The organism is Pseudoalteromonas haloplanktis ATCC 14393 (genome assembly GCF_000238355.1).
In the GTDB taxonomy this organism is placed as follows: Bacteria; Pseudomonadota; Gammaproteobacteria; order Enterobacterales; family Alteromonadaceae; genus Pseudoalteromonas; species Pseudoalteromonas haloplanktis.
This window is the reverse complement of sequence record NZ_AHCA01000002.1, coordinates 321281-341358: the sequence shown is the minus strand read 5'-3', so window position 1 is coordinate 341358 and position 20078 is coordinate 321281. Positions and strand designations below refer to the sequence as shown.

General features: G+C 42.3%; 18 protein-coding genes. 15 read left to right on the top strand and 3 right to left on the bottom strand.

The window, feature by feature from the left end; all coding sequences use genetic code 11:
* Window positions 1–10 precede the first annotated feature (10 nt).
* The 6 genes from PHAL_RS0105695 to PHAL_RS0105670 all read left to right on the top strand — a co-directional run bounded on the left by PHAL_RS0105695 (window position 11) and on the right by PHAL_RS0105670 (window position 7449).
* Window positions 11–2491: a DNA translocase FtsK gene (locus tag PHAL_RS0105695; RefSeq protein WP_016707457.1), complete on the top strand. Its 2481-nt coding sequence runs from the start codon at window positions 11–13 to the stop codon at window positions 2489–2491.
* Complete coding sequence (gene lolA, locus PHAL_RS0105690) at window positions 2492–3118, top strand: outer membrane lipoprotein chaperone LolA (protein ID WP_016707456.1); 627 nt, start codon at window positions 2492–2494, stop codon at window positions 3116–3118.
* 5 nt (window positions 3119–3123) lie between these two features.
* Window positions 3124–4467, top strand: coding sequence for a replication-associated recombination protein A (locus PHAL_RS0105685; RefSeq protein ID WP_016707455.1), 1344 nt, complete (start codon window positions 3124–3126; stop codon window positions 4465–4467).
* The gene (gene crcB, locus PHAL_RS0105680; protein ID WP_029216040.1) at window positions 4454–4840 is read left to right on the top strand and encodes a fluoride efflux transporter CrcB; all 387 of its coding nucleotides are present in this window, start codon (window positions 4454–4456) and stop codon (window positions 4838–4840) included. The genes PHAL_RS0105685 and crcB overlap by 14 nt, the downstream gene beginning before the upstream one ends.
* A 9-nt stretch (window positions 4841–4849) precedes the next feature.
* A complete protein-coding gene (gene serS / locus PHAL_RS0105675) occupies window positions 4850–6148 on the top strand; it encodes a serine--tRNA ligase (RefSeq protein ID WP_016707453.1) in 1299 nt (432 codons plus the stop codon).
* 488 nt (window positions 6149–6636) lie between these two features.
* Entirely contained in the window at window positions 6637–7449 is an 813-nt protein-coding gene (locus PHAL_RS0105670) for a hypothetical protein (RefSeq protein ID WP_016707452.1), read from the top strand.
* Window positions 7450–7621: 172 nt separating this feature from the next.
* Here the strand turns inward: PHAL_RS0105670 and PHAL_RS0105665 are convergent, their stop codons facing one another.
* A complete protein-coding gene (locus PHAL_RS0105665) occupies window positions 7622–8803 on the bottom strand; it encodes a PQQ-dependent sugar dehydrogenase (protein ID WP_029216039.1) in 1182 nt (393 codons plus the stop codon).
* On the opposite strand from PHAL_RS0105665, the gene PHAL_RS0105660 reads away from it, so the two are divergent.
* Both PHAL_RS0105660 and PHAL_RS23760 read left to right on the top strand, forming a co-directional pair.
* A complete protein-coding gene (locus PHAL_RS0105660; RefSeq protein ID WP_016707450.1) occupies window positions 8788–9243 on the top strand; it encodes a hypothetical protein in 456 nt (151 codons plus the stop codon). The two genes, PHAL_RS0105665 and PHAL_RS0105660, sit on opposite strands and share 16 nt — an antisense overlap.
* Window positions 9244–9374: 131 nt before the next feature.
* Complete coding sequence (locus PHAL_RS23760) at window positions 9375–9695, top strand: hypothetical protein (RefSeq protein WP_232321861.1); 321 nt, start codon at window positions 9375–9377, stop codon at window positions 9693–9695.
* Window positions 9696–9970: 275 nt separating this feature from the next.
* Here PHAL_RS23760 and rne read toward each other — a convergent pair whose 3' ends face one another.
* Window positions 9971–13399 (bottom strand): ribonuclease E, encoded by a 3429-nt coding sequence (rne, locus tag PHAL_RS0105650; protein WP_016707448.1) that lies wholly within the window; start codon window positions 13397–13399, stop codon window positions 9971–9973.
* A 622-nt stretch (window positions 13400–14021) separates the two neighbouring features.
* Here rne and rluC point away from each other — a divergent pair.
* Window positions 14022–14981, top strand: a complete 960-nt coding sequence (rluC, locus tag PHAL_RS0105645; RefSeq protein WP_016707447.1) for a 23S rRNA pseudouridine(955/2504/2580) synthase RluC — start codon at window positions 14022–14024, stop codon at window positions 14979–14981.
* On the top strand, window positions 14978–15628 hold the full coding sequence (locus tag PHAL_RS0105640; protein ID WP_016707446.1) for an HAD-IA family hydrolase: 651 nt from the start codon (window positions 14978–14980) through the stop codon (window positions 15626–15628). Before rluC ends, PHAL_RS0105640 begins: the two co-directional genes overlap by 4 nt.
* Here the strand turns inward: PHAL_RS0105640 and PHAL_RS0105635 are convergent.
* Window positions 15618–16217 carry a Maf family protein gene (locus PHAL_RS0105635; RefSeq protein ID WP_016707445.1) on the bottom strand — a complete coding sequence of 200 codons (600 nt, stop codon included), beginning with the start codon at window positions 16215–16217 and terminating at the stop codon, window positions 15618–15620. The genes PHAL_RS0105640 and PHAL_RS0105635 overlap by 11 nt on opposite strands.
* Window positions 16218–16359: 142 nt before the next feature.
* Here PHAL_RS0105635 and yceD point away from each other — a divergent pair, with 142 nt between their 5' ends.
* The 5 genes from yceD to fabG are packed head-to-tail and all read left to right on the top strand — an operon-like array spanning window position 16360 to window position 19864.
* Complete coding sequence (gene yceD, locus PHAL_RS0105630) at window positions 16360–16884, top strand: 23S rRNA accumulation protein YceD (protein ID WP_016707444.1); 525 nt, start codon at window positions 16360–16362, stop codon at window positions 16882–16884.
* Between the two features lie 9 nt (window positions 16885–16893).
* On the top strand, window positions 16894–17064 hold the full coding sequence (gene rpmF, locus PHAL_RS0105625; RefSeq protein WP_002962381.1) for a 50S ribosomal protein L32: 171 nt from the start codon (window positions 16894–16896) through the stop codon (window positions 17062–17064).
* A 12-nt stretch (window positions 17065–17076) separates the two neighbouring features.
* Window positions 17077–18120 (top strand): phosphate acyltransferase PlsX, encoded by a 1044-nt coding sequence (gene plsX / locus PHAL_RS0105620; RefSeq protein ID WP_016707443.1) that lies wholly within the window; start codon window positions 17077–17079, stop codon window positions 18118–18120.
* Window positions 18121–18178: 58 nt separating this feature from the next.
* Window positions 18179–19105: an ACP S-malonyltransferase gene (gene fabD / locus PHAL_RS0105615; RefSeq protein ID WP_016707442.1), complete on the top strand. Its 927-nt coding sequence runs from the start codon at window positions 18179–18181 to the stop codon at window positions 19103–19105.
* Window positions 19106–19117: 12 nt separating this feature from the next.
* Window positions 19118–19864 (top strand): 3-oxoacyl-ACP reductase FabG, encoded by a 747-nt coding sequence (gene fabG / locus PHAL_RS0105610; RefSeq protein WP_016707441.1) that lies wholly within the window; start codon window positions 19118–19120, stop codon window positions 19862–19864.
* The last annotated feature ends 214 nt before the right edge of the window (window positions 19865–20078 follow it).

Below are 20078 nucleotides of genomic sequence, written 5' to 3'. Positions count from 1 at the left end.
ATAGCGAGTTATGCGCCTAAACGGTGTACAAAGACTATTAGAAACCGGTTTGATAATCAGCACCTTTGCCGCCATATTTATTTTGTGTGCATTGATAAGCTTTGATCCCGCAGATCCTAGTTGGTCGCAAACAGGTTATGAGAATGTAAGAAACATAACTGGGGCCGCTGGCGCGTGGATTGCTGATATTTTATTACTTACATTTGGTTGGCTGGCTTATTTAGTGCCGGCTGCAATCCAAATCTTTGGCTATTTATTATTTAAGCAACCGCATAAGATATTTCAGCTTGATTACACAACCTTATCATTACGTGTAATAGGCTTTGCGTTATTTATTACCTCAGCAACTGCTATCAGCAGTATTAATTTCGATGATATTTATAATTTTTCTTCCGGTGGGGTAGTAGGGGATGTAATCGCCTCAGCCATGATGCCGGCATTTAATTTTACGGGTACGTCTATTTTATTATTGTGCTTCTTCTTTGCTGGTTTAACCTTGTTAACTGGTGTGTCTTGGGTGCAATTTGTTGACTTCATTGGCGATTGGATTATGCGTAGCTATCATTTTATGGTTGATAATCTGCAAGCATGGTTGCAGCGTGAACGCGCAGCAAATACAACTGTAACCACTGAGCAGCCTGTAATTGATGAACCAAAAGCCGCAAAAGAGACTCCGTCGATTCACTTTACTGAAACAAGTAAAGTAGCAACGAGCAATACGAACACAGCCTCCGATTATCAAGACTCACATCCAGCATTTGATGACCTAGATGATATTCTCGATCAAGAGATTAATTTCAGTGCTATTGATGATGAGCCAATGGATACCGCAGCAGCTTTAAATGCACTGGATCAAAGTTATGTTGCCGAGCCAGAAAAACCAGTTACAACCGTTGTCTCTCCAGCGCGACCGATGCCAAAGCCTAAGAGCACTTATCAACCGCCGCCAACAGCAAAAGAAAAGTTTGAGCAATTATTAGAAGAACAGCCACCAAGTACACCGATGCCAACACTTGATTTACTTGATAGGCCAGACAAAGCGAAAAACCCAATTTCTCCAGAAGAACTTGAAGCAGTCTCGCGTTTAGTTGAAACCAAGTTGCTTGATTTTAACGTTCAAGCGGCCGTTGTAGGTGTTTATCCTGGTCCTGTTGTTACTCGTTTTGAGCTTGATTTAGCGCCAGGTATTAAAGTGTCTAAAATTACTGGGCTTGCGAAAGATCTGGCTCGATCGCTATCTGCGGTCAGTGTGCGCGTAGTGGAAGTGATCCCAGGTAAAACGTACGTAGGTATTGAGCTGCCAAATAAACACCGTGAAATAGTACGTTTATCAGAAGTGATAGATGCACCTAAGTTTGAGCAAAACCCATCACCTTTAACCATGGTATTGGGTAAAGACATTGCCGGTGAGCCAATTTGTGCTGACTTAGGTAAAATGCCCCACTTATTGGTAGCGGGTACAACCGGTTCAGGTAAGTCAGTGGGCGTTAATGTGATGATATTAAGCTTGCTATATAAATCTGGCCCTGATGATGTACGGATGATCATGATAGATCCAAAAATGTTGGAGCTTTCAGTATACGAAGGTATCCCACATTTGTTGTGTGAAGTGGTCACTGATATGAAAGAAGCCGCTAATGCACTGCGTTGGTGTGTCGGCGAGATGGAACGTCGTTACAAGCTAATGTCGGCTCTTGGTGTACGTAACTTAAAAGGCTATAACCAAAAAGTAATGGAAGCTAAAGAAGCGGGTTACCCGATTTTAGATCCATTATTCAAAGACACCGATGGTATGAAAGACGGCCCAGATGAGCTAGGAAAACTACCAAGTATTGTTGTCGTTATTGATGAATTTGCTGACATGATGATGATTGTTGGTAAAAAAGTTGAAGAGCTGATTGCACGTATCGCGCAAAAAGCCCGTGCCGCTGGTATTCATTTAATACTGGCTACGCAGCGTCCATCGGTGGACGTTATCACTGGCTTAATAAAAGCAAATATACCAACACGGATGGCGTTTCAGGTTTCAAGTAAAATTGACTCACGCACTATATTGGATCAACAAGGTGCCGAAAATCTATTAGGCATGGGTGATATGTTGTATTTACCGCCAGGTACTAGCGTACCGGTGCGTGTTCATGGCGCGTTTGTGGATGATCATGAAGTTCATGCCGTTGTTGATGATTGGAAAAAACGCGGCAAACCAAATTATATAGACGAAATTCTTAATGGCGATGCGACGGAAGAGATATTACTTCCGGGTGAAGCGAGCGAAAACGCAGATGAAGAATCAGATCCCCTGTATGATGAGGCTGTTTCATTTGTAATTGAAACAGGTAAAGTATCGGTTTCAAGTGTACAGCGTAAATTGCGTGTTGGTTATAACCGTGCAGCGCGGTTGGTTGAACAAATGGAAACGTCGGGTATTGTGAGCGCACCAGGTCATAATGGTGCCCGTGATGTATTAGTGCCCAATGGTGGAGCAAATTAAATGAAAAAAATTAACTATTTAGCTATGGCGATCAGCTGTCTGTTATCAGCCTCTGTCTATGCAGACGACAGCCAAGCATTACAAGACAAACTTGCTGGATTAAAAAGCTTTCAAGCACAATTTGAGCAGCAAGTGAATGACGACCAAGGTCAGTCAATAATGCAAGGTAAGGGCACGATTGCTTTACAACAGCCAATGATGATCCGTTGGCAGCAAGCTAGCCCCGATGACACTTTATTTGTCTCAAATGGCGATAAAACGTATTACTTTGACAGCTTCGCAGAGCAAGTTACGATTATGAATACGCACAGCTTGATTGATTCAACACCGTTTGTATTACTCACGTCTAAAGATCCTGCGCAGTGGCAAAAGTATCAAGTAACAGCCACCGCGGCGGGTTTTAGTGTCACTCCTAACCAAGGCGTTGAAAGCCAAGTTGAACAACTAGACATTGTATTTGCAAAAGATCAAACAGGCCTAGCACAACTATTAGTCAAAGACAGTTCAGGACAATCATCAACCTTTACGTTTAGTGATGCCAAAGTAAACGAAAGTTTAGCTGATTCAACCTTTGACTTTAGTATTCCTGAAGGTGTTGAAATAGATGACCAAAGCCAAGGCGAATAATTTCAGTGAGTAATTTAGGCTTTAATTTTGGCCCTGATGTGCGCCCACTTGCGGCGCGCATGCGACCAACCAGTTTAGATGAATATATTGGCCAGCAACATTTATTAAGCCAAGATAAACCACTCTACCAAGCCATTTTAGCAGGGCGGTGCCATAGCCTTATTTTATGGGGGCCGCCAGGTGTTGGTAAAACCACCTTAGCGCAAATTATAGCTAATCACGCTGATGCTGCACTGATCCAAATGTCAGCAGTTACCGCAGGTATTAAAGATATTCGTGATGCGGTGAGTGAAGCGCGTAATAACCTTGAAGGGCGTGGACAACGTACGTTATTGTTTGTTGATGAAGTACATCGCTTCAATAAATCTCAGCAAGATGCCTTTTTACCGCATATTGAAGATGGCACCTTTATATTTGTAGGCGCCACCACCGAAAACCCATCGTTTGCGCTTAATAACGCAATTTTATCCCGCGCTCGTGTGTATGTGCTTAAATCGCTACAAGAAGTTGATCTTCACAATGTTATTGAACGTGCTCTAGTACATGATGCCGAACTAAAAGATAAAACCATAGTGCTTGCTGACAACGCTAAAAAAGCGCTGTGCCAAGCCAGTGATGGGGATGCCCGTAAAGTTCTCAACCTACTTGAACAAGCGATTGACTTAACGATTGAGAAAAACGGCCAGTATCTGGTTGATGAACACGTACTTAGCCAAGTACTGCCAACTCACTTAGCGAAATATGACAAAGGCGGTGATGAGTTTTACGATTTGATCTCAGCTTTTCATAAGTCTGTGCGTGGTAGCTCACCAGATGGTGCTTTGTATTGGTATTGCCGTATTTTAGCCGGTGGTGGCGATCCTCTCTATGTTGCAAGGCGGTTATTGGCGATAGCCACAGAAGACATAGGCAATGCAGATCCTCGAGCAATGGAAGTGGCGCTAAACGCGTGGGATATATTCCAACGAGTAGGGCCTTCAGAAGGCGAGCGAGCCATTGCCCAAGCAACTATTTACTTAGCCAGTGCACCCAAGAGTAATGCTGTGTATGCGGCGTTTAACCAAGCCAAGCTGGATGCGCAAAATGAGCCGAGCTACCCGGTGCCTGAGCATTTACGCAATGCGCCTACCAATTTGATGAAAGACTTGGGCTATGGCGCTGAATATCGCTATGCCCACAATGAAGAAGGTGCGTTTGCCGCAGGCGAAAACTATTTCCCTGAGCAAATTGCCGATAAACGTTATTACTTTCCGACTGAACGTGGTTTAGAGCAAAAAATTAAACAAAAGCTCGACTATCTTAAAGAGCGCGATCAACACAGTGACATAAAACGCTATGACAAGCCTTAAGATTTACCTCATGATTGCCGCAGGGGGAGCATCCGGTGCCTGCTTACGGTTTTTTATTAGCGAAACCATGCTAAAACTACTGGGCAGGGGATTCCCTTTTGGCACGTTGGCAGTTAATATTCTTGGTTCATTGTTGATGGGCATATTGTACGGTTTGATAGAGCGTGAAATTATCACCGCAAGCCCCGCTAAAACCCTTATAGGAATTGGCTTTTTAGGTGCTTTGACCACCTTTTCGACATTTTCAATGGATTCGTTGTTGTTATTACAACAAGGTCACTTTTTTAAAATGGCCCTCAATATCGTCTTAAATGTGACGGTGTGTATTTTTATGGCTTGGCTGGGCCTTCAGCTGGTAATGCAAAAAGGTTAAAAAACTAACATGTTAGATTCTAAATTATTACGTCAAGATCTCGAGCAAACAGCGGCGCGCTTAGCTGCACGTGGTTACGAGCTAGATACTGCGACTGTCAGCGCACTTGAAGAAAAACGCAAAACACTACAAGTAAAAACACAAGAATTACAAAGTGAGCGTAACAGCAGCTCCAAAGCGATTGGCCAAGCAAAAGCAAAAGGCGAAGATGCACAACCGTTATTAGACGCGGTAAGTAACTTAGGCGCCCAACTTGATAGCGTTAAAGCTGAACAAGATGAAATATTAGAGCAGCTTAAGCAAATCTCTTTAGCGATCCCTAATTTACCCGATGAATCAGTACCAGCAGGTGCGGACGAGTCAGAAAATGTTGAAATTTCAACATGGGGCGAGCCTAAAAAATATGATTTTGCAGTAAAAGATCACGTTGATTTAGGTCAGGACTTAAACGGCCTTGATTTTGAAATGGGTGTTAAAATCACCGGTTCTCGCTTTACAGTAATGCGTGGTGCAACAGCACGCATGCATCGTGCGCTAGTACAATTTATGCTAGACACGCACACAGACAAAAACGGCTACACAGAAATGTACGTACCGTACTTAGTAAATCGCGACAGCCTATATGGCACAGGTCAGTTACCTAAGTTTGCTGAAGATTTATTCCACACCAAAGGGTTAGTGAACGATGACGGCGAAGAGCAAGAAGGCTTTAGCTTAATTCCAACAGCAGAAGTACCACTGACCAACAGTGCTCGTGACGAAATCTATGATGAAAAAGACTTACCCATTCGTTTAACCGCGCACACGCCATGTTTTAGAAGTGAAGCGGGCAGTTACGGCCGTGATACCCGTGGTCTTATCCGTCAGCACCAGTTTGATAAAGTAGAGCTTGTACAACTTGTAAAACCAGAAGATTCAATGCAAGCATTGGAAGAGCTAACAGGTCACGCTGAGCAAATCTTACAAGCGTTAGAACTGCCATACCGTAAAGTGATTTTATGCATGGGCGACATGGGCTTTGGCTCTGCTAAAACCTACGATTTAGAAGTCTGGTTACCAGCGCAAAATACCTACCGTGAGATTTCATCATGTTCAAACATGGTCGACTTCCAAGCACGTCGTATGCAAGCACGCTTTCGCCGTGCTGGTGAGAAAAAACCAGAGTTATTACATACACTCAATGGTTCAGGTTTAGCGGTTGGCCGTACACTGGTTGCGATTTTAGAAAACTACCAACAAGCCGACGGCTCAGTTGTAGTACCAGAAGTACTTCGTCCCTATATGAACGGACTTGAAGTGATTAAATAAGTTCTTTGGAGCTGTAAGTTTTAAGCTTTAAGAGAAGCCGCTGTTTGTAACGAACAGCGGCTTTTTTATTATGAATTAAGGTCATAGATTCAAGGTTCAGAGTATAAGCACAGAAATAATGAGTTATGAGATTAACTCGGTGTGCAATTCATCGTGTAGGAATCGTCTTTAGCCATGATCGGGTCAAGCTCATCTGTAGGTCGTGCTTTAGCGCGTTAATTTATATAGGTAAATTAGCACATTTAATGCCTGTGTTCACGTGCCTTGCCCTACATTTTGCGAGTTTGTTAAATGGTTTAAGTATATGATTCTACGTTAAAAGTCGTTTTGGTGTTTTTAACCATGGTAGTTTTACAGCATACGTAATTGTATATTTACATTGGAGGTGTTTAGTGGAATTATGAAGCTATGTAATATACGCCGTTTTGGGGGGTTATAACCACCAAAGTGTTGTTCAATAAAATGTTAGGCTTACATGGAGGTTGTTCTTGATATTCGAAAAAAATTATCAGTTACTTGTTCAAGAAGGGCATTTAACAATGTCTAGCCTACTCGGTGGACTTAACTCTCTAAGAAGAGCAAATATAGATGATGCGCACAGAGGCTTATTTTATTCTGGACTTTTTGAATTAGCTACTGGCTTTGAAAGGCTAATGAAAATAGTTGTATTGCTCGAACACAAAATTGAGAACCAACTAAAGAATCCAACTAATAATCAACTTAAAGGTTTTGGTCACAATATCCTGGAGCTGTACACTACTTGTGAAAAGCTAGCTTCTAAATATCAACTATCGAATGATATGAAACTTAATGAAGTTCAAAATGAAATGCTTATTGTCTTGTCAGATTTTGCTAAAGGCTCTCGATATTATAACCTAGATGAATTAACGTCTAAAAATAAAAATAAAGACCCTGTAGGGCAATGGTTATCAGTCATTGAATATCATATTTGGGGCTTAAGAAATGATATTCGTGAAAAATTGCAAGACGATGCCCTTAAATATGGTGATGTGAATAACTGGCAACAAAATCTAAATGGGGAATGGATTTCTGGATGTGATTTTTATTATCTTTTTCAGGCAACTGAAAAAGCTAGTTATCATGTTAATTGGTCTATTGTTAGTCTCTTATATCCATTCTATCATTTGCTGCGAATTCAAGTGCTTAGGTTACATAAAATGCAAGATGCTTTACCTGAAAAAATACCAGATGAAGTGCCTTTTATGTATGAGTTTTTTCCTTTTTTTCTTACAAGTAAAAGTAAAGTGTTAAGAAAGAAGCGATGGGTATGGGGAAAATAAAGCTAATCAGGTAGTCGGAGATCTCTAGCCTCGAGCCTACGGTCCCTTAATCTCTTTGTGAATAATTCAATTTAAGATCTTGCGCACAAAAGAGTAGAGAAAGAGGAGTGAATGAGGATTAACTTGAAAGCTAATTTTAGCATACGTAAAACATGAAACTAAGCCGGCCTAATCACTTTGGCTTTATCAGCAGTAACTTAGCCTCTTTGCCATCAGTTAACACTGCGATATTTCCCTCTGTTGTCACAAATACATCCCGCAAACGCCCATTAACCTCAGGGAATATATGAGACTGGATAAACTCACCGTTAGCTAAATTAACGCCGTAGAGTTTTTTATCGACCAGCGTAGTGATTAGCACATGCTGTTGTAGTGACGGAAAAGCTAAATGCTTTGAGCCATAATACGCCATGCCTGATGGGGCGATTGAGGGCGTCCAATCAACCGTTGGTTTAGCCATTCCAGGGTATTCTCTAAACGGTGATATACGTGCTTGTGAGTAATCATCTCCGTTGGTGATCACAGGCCAGCCGTAATTAGTGCCAGCGGTTAAGTAATTTAGTTCGTCGCCACCAGCTGGGCCATGCTCGTGGCTGACTATTTGCTGGGTGTCATAATCATACACTAGGCCTTGGGTGTTGCGGTGGCCGAGTGAAAAAACAGCCTGAGCGGCGAGGTCTTCATGATCACTAAATGGGTTATTGCTGGGCACATTACCAGCTAAATTAATGCGTAATACTTTACCTAATTGGCTGGTGATAACTTGCGCTTGCTCTCGATAATCAAAGCCATCGCCACTTGAGAATAATAAGGTGTTATCGGGCAATACTAAGGCGCGGCCAGCATAATGCTGTGGTGTGTCTTTATCTGTTGCAACGCGATAAATAATTTTAGGCTGAGAAAAATCAGTGCCATTAAAGGTCGCTTTAGCAATTACGAGCCGGTTTGTGGCTAACTCGCCTTGTGCGTAGGTAAAAATAATCTCATTGGACTCATTGAAGTCAGGCGATAACACAATATCGAGTAAACCACCTTGGCCGGCAACATATAATCCTTCAAGGGGCAGTTTAACTCTTGATAACTGGTTGTTTTTTACTATTACTACATGGCCGTCACGCTCGGTGATTAACCAAGTGCCATTAGGTAGTTCAACCATACTCCAAGGAGAATTAAGCTCAGTTGCGAGGGGGGCAATGCTGTATTGTTTTGTGGGTAATGTTGAGCCTGCGTGTACTGAAAACGCAAAAGCCCAAACAAGCGTAATACAACAGATAGATTGTTTACAGCTTACGCCTTTGCTAATGTGGATAAAACGTTTCATTTTAAGTTGAGATAACCATGCCATTTTTAACACGTTTGTTGCCTTCATTTTTAGCTTCCTGGTTACTTACATTCACACTTGCTAGCTTGTTTCATAGTCAATATGTTGTCAATCAATTAGTTAATGTGGGTATAGAGATAAGCTTTAGTGATCGTGTTAATTTAACGCTTGATGATTGGCTCGGGTTACTACCAACCTATGGTGCAATAATTGCCGTCGCACTTGCGTTCGCATTTTCAGTTACAGGACTGCTGTATAGAAAACACCCTAAATATGGCATTCAACTATTTGTTATAGCTGGAGTAACGGCGTTTGCAGTTGCTTTAGTGGCCATTGAGTCAATTATGAATATCACGATTATTGCAGGTGCCAGAGGATGGGGGTTCTATACACAACTGATTGCTGGTGCAGTAGGTGGGTATGTTTTCGCTGTGTTAGCAAAAAACTATATTAGTAGAAATGATCGCTGCTAATTTTAATAGGGATAAGACTTGTCGCGATATAGTGTCTTTTTATTGTGAATTAGCTTAACTATTATTAAAATTATTGACCCAAAAAAGAAACTGAAATAGGGTTTAAACAATGTCAGCGTCATTCAGGATCGTTGACTCAAGTTTGGGTTGAGTTATCAAAAGAGCAAATACAGTGGACCGGCTCTGGAGGCTCACCAAAGTTATGGCGTTCATCTGAGTACTCAAGTAGCGCTTTTTGTTCAGAGTGTGGGAGTACAATAGGTGCAATTGACGATAAGCCGACATTAGCACTTGCACTAGGAACATTTGATTTACCCAATTGTAAAGGTTTCATCCCGCAGCCTCATTCTTATATTTCGAATTTACCCAAATGGTGGCGCATTGATCACTTAAAAACATGTGATCAGTTTAATACCAATCGACTTAAATATTTAACCATTCTAGCGGGCTAAATAAAGCGCTAGCTGCGTATAAATTTTTCATGTACGACTGCATGGATGCAGGAGGTAGAGCAATGCAGGAGCAATTGCCGAGAACAACTACATGTCAAAATTTATGCCTTGTTATCACTGTATTTATCTGTCGCTATAAATGGTCAGTAACTTAACACGATTGGTATAAACCAAAAGCTTGGCTTAATTAGAGAAAAGAGAGTATGAGAAACAAAAAGCCGCGTTAATTTTCATTAACGCGGCTTTTTAGTGTGTTTTAAGCTATTTCAAGAGTGTTATTCGACACTCATGGTTTTAGTCATTGCAGCGCTTGCACGTCCCGCAGGCTTGATAGAGCCGGCACGTAAGCCACTATCAGGAATAACTTCACGTTTGTCGTGAGCCATCGCTTTTGGCGTATGTAACACGTCGCTATCTGCAACTGGAGTCGGCTGGGCCATCGGTGCACTTGCTTTACCTGAGGCGATCACTGTTTTAGTGTGTGTCACAGGTTTTGCATTAGGCTCTTTCTCTGCCACTGGTGCGGTTTCAGCCGCTGGCTCAGCAACAACAGGCGCTTCTTCAACGACTTCTTCTGGTGCCGTTTCAATAGCTGGTTCAGCAACAACAGATGCTTCTTCAACGATTTCTTCTGGTGCTGTTTCAGCAGTTGGCTCAGCAACAACAGATGCCTCTTCAACAACTTCTTCTGGTGCCGTTTCAGTCGCTGGTTCAGCAACAACAGATGCCTCTTCAACAACCTCTTCTGGTGCCGTTTCAGCAGTTGGCTCAGCAACAACAGATGCTTCTTTAACAACTTCTTCTGGTGCCGTTTCAGTCGCTGGTTCAGTAATAGTAGGTGCTTCTTCAACAACTTCTTCTGGTACAGTTTCAGCAGTTGGTTCAGTCACAGCAGGTGCTTCTTCAACAACTTCTTCTGGTGCAGTTTCAGCAGTTGGTTCAGCAACAACAGGTGCTTCTTCAACAACTTCTTCTGGTGCAGTTTCAGCAGTTGGTTCAGCAACAACAGGTGCTTCTTCAGCAACTTCTTCTGGCGCAGTTTCAGCAGTTGGTTCAGCAACAACAGGTGCTTCTTCAACTACCTTTTCTGGTGCAGTTGTGGCAGCAGGTTCAGCAACAACAGGAACTTCTTCAGCAACAGTTGTTTCACCAGCTTCAGCGGCTTGCTTTGCTTTTAACTCAGCTTCATATTCAGCAGCAGCTTGGTCGGCTACCGGTATAAATGCTGGCGGTTGTGTACCTTGTGTTGGTGCAGCTTCTTCACCCTCAGGGCGACGACGGCGCTGACCGGCAGCACGTAAATGACGTGGTGAGCGGCGTGAACGTGTACGTGTTTGACCTTGCTCTTCATCAGTTTGTGTGGCGTCTTGTTCGCTAGGTGCCGTTTGCTCACTCGAAGTTGTGTGTTCAACTTTTTGCTCAGGTGCGTCTACAGGAGTTGTTTCAGCGACTGCTTTTACTTCATCCTGTTGCTCTACAACTGGCTTAGCTGGTTTTTCAGTAACAGCAGGTGCCGTTTGTTGTTCAGCTTTAGCTGTTTCGTTTGTTGTTTCAACGGTTGGTGCATTTTCATCTTGCAGGCGCACTTTCTTACGTAAGTTACGGCGTTGACGACGAACTTTAGGCTTCTGCTCAGGTGTGTCAACAGCTACATTTTTAGCTTGCGTAGTGTCTTTAACGTCTGCTTTTGCCTCTGTTTTTGCTGCGGTAACTTTGTTGTCATCGTTACGAGTGTCGTTACGTTTACGAGAATTAGGATTACGACGACGTTTATTGCGGTTGTCGTTTCTTTCTTGTTGCTCGTTGTTTGCTGTTGCTGGTGTCTCTTCAGCAGTACGGTCTGCTCGCTCGTTTTGTGATTTACCACGTGAATTATTACGACGGCGCTGGTTATTGCGACGACGAGAATCACCATCATTATTACGGCGCTGATTATTTCGCGACTCGTTAGCTGATTTTTGCTGTTGCTCTTTATTTTCAGTTTGCTCAGCAGGTGTTGCAAATAAAGCCTTGAACCAATTGCCAATGGCAGTAAATAAACTTACTTGCGGTTGCACCGCAGCAGCTTGTGGTGCCGCAGGTTTTGCTTGAGCTTGTGGTGCCGGTGTTGATGGCATAACCACACCTTTTAGTACAGGCTCTTCACGTACTGCAACCGTTGGTGCTTTAGATGTTTCGTATACTTCTGGTTCAGGTGCTGTTATTTGCTCGTAGCTTGCTGCTTCAATGGTCTCATCTTTACGTAAACGAATTACTTCGTAGTGAGGAGTTTCCATGTGTTGATTTGGAATGATCACCACATCACAGCTGTGACGTTTTTCAATACGGTGTACGCTACGACGTTGCTCATTTAACAAGTATGAAGCTACTGCTACAGGCACTTGTGCATTAACTTGTGAGGTATTGTCTTTAATCGCTTCTTCTTCAATTAAGCGTAGGATTGACAATGCAATCGATTCATTTGAACGAATAGTACCTTGACCACTACAACGTGGGCATGGGCCTTGGCTTGCTTCACCAAGTGAAGGGCGTAGGCGTTGGCGTGACATTTCAAGTAAACCAAAACGAGAAATTTTACCAATCTGTACTCGAGCACGATCAGGGCGAACCGCATCTTTTAAGCGGTTTTCTACTTCACGCTGGTGACGCGGTGGCGTCATATCAATAAAGTCGATAACGATTAAACCACCTAAGTCGCGTAAGCGTAATTGACGTGCAATTTCATCTGCTGCTTCTAAGTTGGTGTTAAGCGCTGTTTCTTCGATATCGCCGCCTTTAGTGGCTTTTGATGAGTTGATATCGATAGAAGTTAAGGCTTCAGTTGGGTCTATCACAATTGAACCACCAGAAGGAAGGCGCACTTCGCGTTGGAATGCTGACTCAATTTGGCTTTCAATTTGATAATGTGTGAATAGTGGTACTTCACCTTGGTAAAGTTTTACACGGCTCATGAAGTCAGGGCGAAAACGCTCAATGTGTGCTTTTGCTTCTTCAAATACACGGGCTTTATCAATCAGGATCTCACCAATGTCACGACGTAAATAATCGCGGATAGCGCGGAAGATTACGTTACTTTCTTGGTGAATCAAAAAGGGGGCTTTACCGCTGTCTGATGCTTGTTGAATGGCATCCCAGTGTACTAATAGAGCTTTTAAATCGTAGTTTAGTTCTTCAAACGATTTACCAACACCTGCGGTACGTACGATTAAACCCATGCCTTTAGGCAGCTCTAAGCGACTTAATGCTTCTTTAAGTTCAGTACGCTCATCACCTTCGATACGACGAGAAATACCGCCAGCACGAGGGTTGTTAGGCATTAAAACAAGGTAGCTACCGGCAACACTGATGAAAGTGGTCAGGGCTGCGCCTTTTTGGCCACGCTCTTCTTTGTCAACTTGGACAATGACTTCTTGACCTTCTTTGATCACGTCACGAATATTTGGACGACCGTGGAAAGTATAGCCTTGTGGGAAGTAAGTACGGGCGATTTCTTTTAATGGTAGGAATCCGTGACGGTCAGCGCCGTAATCAACAAAGGCTGCTTCTAATGACGGTTCGATACGTGTGATTTTGCCTTTATAAATATTGGCTTTTTTTTGTTCGTGACCCGGGCTTTCGATATCTAAATCATACAGGCGCTGGCCATCAACCAGTGCTACGCGCATTTCTTCTTGCTGCGTCGCATTGATTAGCATACGTTTCATATTGTTACTCTACTGTTTATGTCGCTGACATGACGAAACTTTTCGCCTGTTCAGTTGCTCCATCGCTTCTTTTTGTACAGTCTCACGACTGGATCTGTGGGGGAGCTTGGTACTGTATTTGTACCTTAAGTATCTTTATGGTGCTGGCTGACAATAACGTCATGTTACGTTATTAAATTCTATTATGGTGTCAAAACTATCGGCTGTTTTTTACAGTGACGTATTCGAGTTCTGTCCAGAGTCGACCATTTATTAAATAAACTTAGGTGTTTTACAGTACATCTGCTGAACGGCGTATCGTACGCCGTCACGATCAGACAAATTATCTGTTCAAATTGCTTTTTTCATCAACATTTAATAACACTTCGTGCTCAACTTAACTGGCGATATATTACACGCATCGGAGTTAATTGAACGCACGTGTAAACTGGGTATGTATAAAAGCTTTGGAAAACTTATCTCGGATCTGTATGATCAATTACCCAGAATGTGCATCACGAATGTCTTAATGTGTTAAAAAGCACCGTTGTTATCTGCAAATACATATTTGCGTCGGTGATTATCCCACTATTACAACTGTGTTAGCAACTAAAATTATTTTACTTAAATCAGTGATTAGGCAATGTCAGAAAAAACCGGCTTACAAGTATCTTTCGTCACGATTACCGAAGACCATTTAGGTCAACGGATTGATAACTTTCTTATAACCCATTTAAAAGGGGTGCCTAAAAGCGCTGTGTATCGAATTCTTCGCAAAGGCGAGGTGCGTGTAAATAAAAAGCGTATCAAACCTGTGTATAAATTACAGCTCAACGACATCGTGCGTGTGCCACCAATCAAGGTAGCTGAGCGCGAAGAGTTTGTGCCTAAAAATCTGGATGTTGTTACTAAACTTGAAGATGCCATTTTATTTGAAGACAAATACTTGATGGTGATTAATAAACCTTCGGGCATGGCAGTTCATGGTGGTAGCGGCTTAAGCTATGGCTTAATTGAAGCGTTACGTGTACTTCGCCCTGATGAACGTAGTTTAGAATTGGTGCATCGTTTAGATAGAGACACCTCAGGTTGCTTATTGATAGCTAAACGCCGTTCAGTGCTAACCAGCTTGCATGAACAGTTACGTGAAAAAACCATGGAAAAAAACTACTGGGCGCTAGTTGATGGACAGTGGGATTCAAAAGATAAAAACGTTACAGAAGGGTTATTAAAAAACACCTTACAATCAGGTGAACGCATAGTACGTGTTAATAATACCGAAGGTAAGCCGTCTCATACGCGCTTTAAAGTGTTGGAACGTTTTGATGAGTGCTCACTCGTGCAGGCATCGCCAGTTACAGGGCGTACACACCAAATTCGTGTTCATACTCAGTGCCGTGGTCATGCGATTGCGTGTGATGATAAATACGGTAATCAAGCATTTGATGCTGCGATGCGTAAAATTGGTTTAAATCGCTTATTTTTACACGCACATGACTTGAGTTTTTATCATCCTAAAAACGAAACCACTATGCGTGTTGAAGCCCCACTAGATAATGCTTTAGTCAATTGCATTAAAACCTTGCGCGCCGCTAAATCATGACAGCATATAAATTAGTCATATTTGATTGGGATGGCACCATAATGGACTCGGTGCCTAAAATCGTTAACTGTATGCGCCAAGCTGCATTAACCTGTGGTGTTGTAGCACCGAGTGATGAGGCGACAAAAAATATTATAGGTTTGTCTCTTGAGCATGCTGTTGCGAGTTTATTTCCTGAACATAGCACGGTACATACTGATTTGATTGTAGCTTATAAACATCAGTATAAATTTGTTGATGTTACGCCAACTCCATTGTTTACCGATGTGGTAGACACTTTAACGGCTTTAAAAAACCAAGGAGTGTTATTGGCTGTAGCAACGGGGAAAAGTCGTGCAGGGCTTGAGCGTTTGCTTGATGAAACACAACTTAGGGATTACTTTGTTGCAACTCGCACTAGTGATGATGCGTTGTCAAAACCTGCACCTGATATGCTATTGCAATTGCTGGTAGAGCTTAACATTAGACATGTAGATGCGCTGATGATTGGGGACACTAAAATAGATATGGCGATGGCAAAAGCAGCCAATATTGACCGCCTTGGCGTGACTATGGGGGTACACAATGCGCAACAGCTTAGCGAATTTACCCCTATTGCAACGGTTGATTCCTATCAGCAACTAAGGACATTGTTAGTCAATCGTTAGTTTGATTGCTTAAAACATCAAAATCAAACTCGGTCAGCAACTGACTGAGTTTGATCAGTGGTAAGCCAATCAGACTGTTTGGGTCGTCGCCGCTGAGCTTTTCAAATAAACAAATTCCGAGCCCTTCACTTTTAAAACTGCCCGCGCAGTTATAGGGTTGCTCTGCGTCACAATAAGCACTAATTTGTTCAAGTGATAGATGTTTAAATGTCACCTCGAAAGGCTCAACAACGGTTTCTATAATGTTACTTTTAATATCATATACAGATAAACCGGTTAAAAAGGTCACTGTATTACCACTGAATAAGCTAAGTTGTTTGATGGCATTTTCTTTAGTATGTGGTTTCCCTAATATTTGCCCATTAAATACGGCCACTTGATCCGAGCCAATGGCTAAGCCATGCTGAAAATGGCTTAGGGCTGCTCGCGCTTTTAATTCGCTTAAGCGTGTAACTAATTGCGCTGGAGATTCATTGTTTAATGGTGACTCATCAATATCTGGTGAGAAGGTATCGAATGGTAAATTAAATTTTTGCAATAAAGCCTGACGAAAAGGTGAACTTGAGGCTAAAATAAGACGGTGCTGCACGGATGGCTTTCCTAATGAAAATCAGATTGAGTTAGGATAAATCAGATCCGTCGCTAAAACAAAGAAATGAATCGCGAAAAACCAGCTAAAAATGGTTTTTTACTTTGACTAACTAAGTAACTATCTATATGATGCAGCCCCTATGCAAAAGGTGAAAATTCCCATCACTCTTCATCCAGGTAAAGCAGCCCAACATCGTTTAAGTTATGACGGTATTGTTCAGCTTGAGAAACTGACCCGTTTACGGGAAGTAATCCAGGAAGAAGTAGGTGAAATAGCGGTAAAAATTCATTGCAAGAATGATGAGCAAGGTTTGGTTGTGATAAGCGGCAATTTGTCCACACACGTAACGGTTACTTGTCAACGTTGTAATGGTGATTTAGGGTTGGATTTGGATCAAGACTTTGTGTATTCGCCAGTCGGTTTGGATGCAGAGTCAGATGATCTTCCAGAAGTCTACGATGAAGTAGCACTTGATGAAAATGGTGAAATAGACGTTTTTGAGTTAATCGAAGACGAACTGCTTTTAGCAATTCCATTAGTGCCTACCCACAACGAAGCTTCATGCAGTTATTCAGCAAAGCCTGCCAGCTTTGGTGTTTTAAAAGCGGAAGATGATAAACCAAATCCATTTGATATTTTGAAACAACTTAAGAAAGATTCTTAGGAGAAGACTATGGCTGTACAAAAGAGCAAGAAGTCTCGTGCAAGACGCGGCATGCGCCGTTCACACGATGCGATCAGTGGTCCAACTTTAACTGTAGACCAAACATCTGGTGAGACTCACCGTCGTCACCACGTGACTGCAGATGGTTACTACAAAGGCGTTCAAGTAATTTCTAAATAAGAGATTGCTTTTATGCTGACCAATCTAACCATTGCGTTAGATATGATGGGGGGCGATTATGGCCCCCGTTCATCTATCCCCGCAGCCGTTAACGCGGTAAATGCCAATGCCAACTTAAGATTAATCTTATGTGGTAACGAAAAAGTAATATCTAAAGAACTCGAATCCCTCGATTCTCTTTCTCATCCTCGCCTAATTATTCGCCACTGTAGTGAAGTTGTCACCAATAGCTGTGAACCATCTTCTGCGGTGCGATCAAAAAAAGATTCTTCAATGCGTGTTGCCCTCGATTTAGTTAAATCAGGCGAAGCGCAAGCGTGTGTTAGCTCTGGCAATACTGGCGCGCTGTTATTCATGGCCCACTATGTGTTAAAAATGTTGCCCGGCGTAAAGCGTCCAGCATTAATCTCTGCGGTGCCCACCGAGCGGAAAAACCCTGTTTACTTACTCGATTTAGGAGCAAACGTACATTGTGATGCACAAACCTTGTACCAGTTTGGTATTATGGGTTCTGTGGTTGCTGGGCAGGCACTTGGTTGCGACAATCCAAAAGTAAGTTTGTTAAATATAGGCTCTGAAGACATCAAGGGCCATGAAGACATCAAACAAGCTGCGCAATTAATGCAGCAGTGTGACTACCTTAACTACATAGGTTACAGTGAGGGCAGCGATATTTTCACTGGTAAGTCAGATGTAATCGTTTGTGAAGGGTTTGTCGGTAACGTAGCGCTAAAGACCTGTGAAGGCATTGCAAAACTCATTATGTTTAAGTTGACTAAAGCCTTGCAAAAGCATTTTTTCTATAAATGCTTGGCGTTTATGTTACAGCCGGTAATAAAAAAACTCTATAAACGAGTGAACCCCGACCAGTATAACGGTGCTTCTCTGGTAGGATTGCGCGGTATTGTCGTAAAAAGCCATGGGAATGCCTCAGATAAAGCATTTCATGCTGCTATCGATGAAGCTGTAAGAGAGGTTGAGCGTCAACTTCCTGAGAAAATAGCAGCTATTTTCGAGCAAACACATGCAACTAAAAAAGTCGCAACTGACGATTAATTATTTGTCAGATGTGTACTTAGACACTTATTTATTTGTTTAATTAAAAGAGCAAAGTATGGCACAAAAAATTGCACTTGTTTTTCCAGGTCAAGGCTCACAATCTGTGGGTATGTTAAGTGAGCTTTTAGCGCAATCTGACGTAGTTCAAGCAACATTTGCTGAAGCATCACAAGCACTTGGTTATGATTTGGCGGCGTTAGTACTCAATGGTCCAGAACAAGAACTCAATCAAACCCATCGTACCCAACCGGCACTATTAACAGCATCAGTGGCGATTTACCGTCAATGGTTAGCTGCAAACCCAGACGCAGAGGTTACTATGGCCGGTCATAGTTTAGGTGAGTATTCAGCGCTAGTATGTGCCGATGTACTAAGCTTGGCTGAAGCGGTTAAACTAGTCGAAAACCGTGGTTTATATATGCAAGAAGCGGTGCCTGCAGGCGTGGGTTCTATGGCTGCTATTATTGGTTTGGGTGATGATGAAATCAAAACAGCGTGTGAAGCTTCAGCACAAAATGAAGTTGTTGCACCTGTGAATTATAACTCTCCAGGTCAAGTGGTGATTGCAGGGCATAAAGCTGCTGTAGAGCGTGCTTCAGAAGCATGTAAAGAAGCGGGCGCAAAACGTGCACTGCCTTTATCAGTGAGCGTGCCTTCACATTGTGAGTTAATGAAGCCTGCGGCTGAAAAATTAGCAGCTGATTTAGCTGCTTTAACATTTAATACACCTAAGTGTGATGTAATTAATAATGTTGATGTAAGTGCTGAAAACTCGGCAGATGCAATTAAAGATGCCTTAGTACGTCAACTATATAGCCCAGTACGTTGGACTGAAACAGTGCAAGCACTCGTGGCGCAAGGTATTACACAAAGCTATGAGTTTGGCCCAGGTAAAGTCCTGACAGGCCTTGCTAAACGTATTGATAAAGCAATGGTGTGTGGCTCGGTAAACGATCAAGCCAGCATTGATGCAGCAAAATAAGAGTAGGAAACAATGGCAAATTTATTTTCGTTAGAGGGCAAAGTTGTCCTAATCACAGGCGCTAGCCGTGGTATTGGTAAAGCAATTGCGACAACCTTAGTTGCACAAGGTGCCAAAGTAGCGGGTACAGCAACCAGTGAATCAGGTGCTGCCAATATTAGTGAGTACCTAGGTGAGAATGGTAAAGGTTATGCACTTAACGTAACTGATCCTGCTTCGATTGAGTCGACACTTGCGGCAATAAAAGCAGATTTAGGTGATATTGATGTATTAGTAAATAATGCCGGTATCACCCGCGATAATCTTCTTATGCGCATGAAAGACGCTGAGTGGGACGATATCATTGATACGAACTTAAGCTCTATTTTCCGTTTATCTAAGGCTGTTTTACGCCCGATGATGAAAAAGAAAAATGGTCGAATCATCAATATTGGTTCGGTTGTAGGCACTATGGGTAATGCGGGTCAAGCTAATTATGCTGCAGCGAAAGCGGGCGTTATTGGTTTTTCGAAGTCACTTGCTCGTGAAGTTGCCTCGCGTGGTATTACAGTCAATGTAATTGCACCAGGTTTTATTCAAACGGATATGACTGATGAGCTTACAGATGAGCAAAAAGCAGCTACCCTTGCTAATGTACCAGCTGGTCGATTAGGTCAACCAGATGAAATTGCCGCAGCGGTGTGCTATTTAGCATCAGATGCAGCAGCGTATGTATCAGGTGAAACCCTGCATGTAAACGGTGCTATGTATATGGTATAGGAACTTTGTTCCTTTTTTGATTTCAGTAAGTTTATCGAAAAATGTTGAATTTTTTGTGATCTTGCTTTAAACATACTTGAATTCGCATTGAAAATAAGCGATAAAAGACACAAATAACCCTCAAGAGGTTTGACCAGATAAATATTTATCAGCAAATCCTTGAATCACAGAATTATGCGCCGTAAACTACGCCGCAATCTGAAAATAACGCATT